Raw genomic sequence first — 4,480 nt, 5'->3', positions numbered from 1 at the left:
CGGCGACATCCCGCCATCGCTCCAACGCCACACGGATATGTTTACGGGGATGGTTAAACGTTTTGGCCGTATTCTCGATGCACTCGGTCCCGAGATAGACAATACCTTGATTATTTTCTCCTCGGATCACGGTGAAATGCTTGGAGACTTCGGGGACTACGGCAAACGCACCATGCTGGATCCCTCAGCCCGCGTGCCGATGATCGCACGTCTGCCTGACCACTTTCCCGCCAACCAGCATTGCGAAACCCCGGCCACACTTTTGGACCTCTACCCTACTTTCCTGGACCTCGCTGGCAACGATGTAAAGCACCCGAGCCCAGAAGGCATCAATCTTGAAGAAGTATTAAAAGATAAAGCGAAGGACCGGATTGTCTTCAGTCAATTCTCCCAAGGCCCGCTTGGCCTCTATATGGCGACCAATCGAAATTGGAAATACATCTATAGTGCCGCCGATGACAAGGAATGGCTATACGACTTGGCGAACGATCCATTGGAATTGGAGAACTGTATTCAAGATCCAAAAAGCCAGGCACAACTATCCCTACTCAAAACTGCCTGCATTGAAAGGTATCGGTCCGCAAAAAATGGCAATACCATCGAGGGAGATGATTGGAAGCGCTATCCTGCAACAGAACCACCCTTGCCGGGCACAGATGAAGGTCTGCTATTTCAGGATCCGGAAGAGTTGGATAAACTTATCCAAGCGTTGGGACCGTACGCTCGTTCCATCGAATTCAAAAAGCATCCACAATTCGACTTATTGGCACGCCTCTGTAAAATTTCAAATCCGGAGACATCAGAAAACACCAGATCGGAGTCTCAGTGACAAACTTTGCGCTTAGTTGAGGGGCTTTCAAAAATCCCAATCCGGAAAATAGATAGATTTTCTGAATAACATCACTGCCATCCCAAGCTATTGCTTGAACCGTTTATCCTGAAGGTTAAAAAGAGAGACCAACCTATTGCCAGGTTGGCCTCTCTTAAAACTAAAACGGAATTAACGCTGACTTATTCCTCAGAAGCTAAACCGTGCACTGAGCGAATAAGTTCGTTCGGTCGGTATCCGCCAAATGGCGACGAGGCCAGTGGATCCTTCATTCGGATTCGCTGCAACAGGTATCAAGTCATCGTCGTCAAACAGGTTCCGAATGTTTAGCGTAAGCGTCATGTCGACTTTGTCATCCATAATTTTTCTCTTGTACCGCACAAAGCTATCTATGTTTAGCTCGCTTGGTCCAAAGTGCGGATTGTTGATGTCAGGTTTGTAGGCATTGAGGTCGTTATCGAATATTTGCGGATGACCGATGGCAATTTCATCCTGCCAACGAGCACCGCCGCCAACAGACCAACCTTTGAGCTTACTATCCTGATCAAACCGATAATTGGTGAAAAGGTTCCACCGCCATTCACGAATTTGGTCAACCGATCCCGCACCATCTTGCAATCTCGCCAGATTGAAGGGACTCTCGTAAATGAGTTCGATCCGTTCACCGATGTTGAAAGCATTACCTAAAGCTGAAGGATATTTACCGAATTTATCCTGACCCCAAAGCTGGGCTTGATTGTAGGTTCCGTATAGGTATTCCTGGTATTCAGGCGCAGTATTACTGCGCGTGACTTCTACCTGTACTGCATTCAAGGATACTGTCCAATTTCTGGCAAGATTACCCACCATTTCGAGTTCGAAACCCTTGGAAACGCCATCGCTGGTGGTTGCCAGATTGTCGGGAGCTGTCCAAACAAATGCGCCTGACCCAGTCCCATCATCCCGGATATTCCAAGCCTGCACGATCTCGGGTGGCTGAGCGGGATAATTTGCCAGGTTTTCAATGTCATCTTGCTCATAAAAATTTTCATCTATTACTGCACGTGCATTTTCCCCAACGCGATTGAGTATAAACGGAATCAGACCGTTGAGTGCGCTCAAATCGGTCTCCGTTCTTAAAGCCTGAACCGTTTCAAACCAATTGGCACGAATCGATAGATTATTTTCCAGGAATGAAACCGTAAAACCATACTCCTCCGTTTCACCTAAAGGAGAGGACAAGTCACGGCCAAATACGTCGTGGCGAACACGACCGCTGGCCACTCGATTTTCCGCACTCGCGTAATGGATGCTGAACGAGTCAACCGGCAAATTCTCAATCCAAGACTGAGGTGCGTGGCCGACAACGCCCCAAGAAAATGTCGTATCGCTGAATTCATCTCCACTCGATGTGTCCAGAACTTGAAAACTGGAATCGGCGAGTAAGCTGTACTGAGTATCGGATATCGGTGCCGTTTCCGCAAAGGAATTGATGGTGTCCTTGCGCCAACCATAAGTTGCGACAATATGGTCATCCAGAAAACGACTGCTGAATATGATCGCTTCAGATTCTCTCTCCAAGCGGTCCTTCCTTGCGTTAGTCGTAGCATTTTTCTCTGTTGAAAAACTTTTATTCTCCCAGCTATCCGTATTATAGTTGTGAACGGTAATCGTGTAGGAGTCTTCAATTTGTAGGTTGGGGATACTGCCCTGGAGGTTTGCTCCGGCTGGCGAGGATGCACCAAAGAGAGAATCACCCAGATAGACGATTCCACCGAAACTGCGCTGCCCTCCGGGCCGTGGAAGGGTGTTGTTCACAAATTGTCCATTATCGGCTCTCCTTCCGAATTCGGCATAGTCTTTTCCCCAAGTGACCTGTGGGCCGCCACGAACAAAATTGCTCGCTTCCCTGTCTTCATAAAGCGCAGTGATGGCATGATTGCCAACGATCTTGCTGAGCCATCCGTCGTTGTTCATCCAGTCTGAGATATTCAGATTTATGAACGCAGTGGTGCGGAAAACATCGCTCTCGGAATCCGTTTTACTCCAGTATCCGTTATTGAATCCCACCAAGGGGCGACCTAAGTTTGGATTGGTTGAGCCATCCGGTAACACAGAGGTTGGATCAATCTGAAGCGATTCTGAGCGACCACCACTGAGGAGTCGATGATTCTGCTCGTAACTGGATTGCTTATCATAGGCAACTTCGACCCCAATGTTGTCTTCCCAGAATAAATGTTCTGCAGATATATTGAACGAATCAAAATCCAAAGATTCACCCTTCGTATCTCCATCGATCAAATGATTCCTGAAATCGATTATTGAGGTGTCCGTTATTTGATGATTAGTGAATTGGCCTGAAATAGCGGAGTTCGCGCCGTTGTTCCAGACTTCCATATTGCGACCCGTTCCACGGACAGCCGCCCACCAATCAGCGTCCCTGTTAGGACTCCCAGCCGGATGCCAGAAAGGCTGTTTCAGATTCAACATACCAGCGGTTCCGTTTGCAACCCGGGAGGTGTCAACACGAGGCGAAGTAGGATCTGCCCAAACCGCCTGAGGCACAAAAATTGAAGACATCGGCCCAAAATAGGAACGTGAATAAGGGCCGTTTGAAGCCACGGCGGTCGCATCGTGAGTCGGTTGAATCAATCCCTTCGGATGGGCGAGCGGATCCCACCACATGCCAATCATGTCCACCAAGGGGAATTGCCGAGGCAGATTCGAATCTATATTCCCTCCCTCAATATTCGCACGTATGGTAAGATCCTCTGTTGGTTTCCAGGCTGCTGCCAGAAAGATTCTTTGATCCTCTTCAAATGCAGGGTCTTGCTGGAATTTAGTATCTTCATATAGACCGGTAACCCGAACGGATAACTTGTCCTCTACCAACACACGCTCGATATCAAAAGTGCCCCGGTAGGATCCATAAGATCCGACCCGCCCCGTGAGTTCTGTCCGATTTTCGAACACAGGTGCTACCAGTCCGTTATTGATAATACCCGCCGGACTCCCGACCCCAAACAGAATGGAATTCGCCCCACGGTTAATTGTGACTCGTTCCGTGTTGTACGAATCCATGGGAATAAGACTTTCGTAGTAATTTCTCGTAAGCGTCGCACTGGCGAGTCCTCGAACGCGCGTAGTCGCCGTGTTTGTGGAAAAGATTTCAGAAACCGTGTTTTCGCCGGTTCGTCCGGCTTCATTGGCAAGATTTCCAATAGGCCCGATAACCTCGGTGCCGGCTGTGTAGATCAACAGCTCCTTCAAGTCTGTCGAGGCCGTGTCCTCAAGAAAATCCTTGGTGACGACCGAAATGGACGAAGCGATGTCGCGCAGGTTCGTTTTTAAACGCGTTCCAGCCAACGTAGATGTGGCGGCATATCCCTCACTATCTGAGGACTCTACCGTGAACGGACTGAGGTCAAAAACCTCGTCATTTTCCTGGGCAGCAAGTTGTCCCTGCCAATTCGTAACGCTAAGCGCAAATATAGCGGCCATCGTTTTCGACCATTGGGTCTTTGCAACATACATTGGATTATGATTCATTGGAGTTTGTATTAATTAGTTGGTTGATGGTGATTTGATCAGCTATAGAACTTGATCCGTGAGATAATTGAGTTTGGCCGCATGTCAATTTATTTCTGGCCACGATGCGGGATTTTGGCTCAG

Annotated in this window: 2 protein-coding genes; one reads left to right on the top strand and one right to left on the bottom strand. The window is 48.4% G+C overall.

Going from position 1 to position 4,480, the window contains the following annotated elements:
• Window positions 1-829, top strand: an 829-nt coding sequence (locus O3C43_24760) for a sulfatase-like hydrolase/transferase (GenBank protein ID MDA1069701.1), incomplete at its 5' end; no start/stop codon positions are given.
• Between the two features lie 189 nt (window positions 830-1,018).
• On the opposite strand, the gene O3C43_24755 is transcribed toward O3C43_24760, so the two are convergent.
• A complete protein-coding gene (locus O3C43_24755; protein ID MDA1069700.1) occupies window positions 1,019-4,357 on the bottom strand; it encodes a TonB-dependent receptor plug domain-containing protein in 3,339 nt (1,112 codons plus the stop codon).
• Window positions 4,358-4,480: the final 123 nt, after the last annotated feature.

It is taken from the genome of Verrucomicrobiota bacterium, from assembly GCA_027622555.1.
Taxonomy (GTDB): Bacteria; Verrucomicrobiota; Verrucomicrobiia; order Opitutales; family UBA2995; genus UBA2995.
This window is presented reverse-complemented; position numbering and strand designations above follow the sequence as displayed.

Coding starts and splice junctions, on each gene's coding strand:
- O3C43_24755 (MDA1069700.1), bottom strand. CDS start 4,357: ATGAATCATAATCCAATGTATGTTGCAAAGACCCAATGGTCGAAAACG.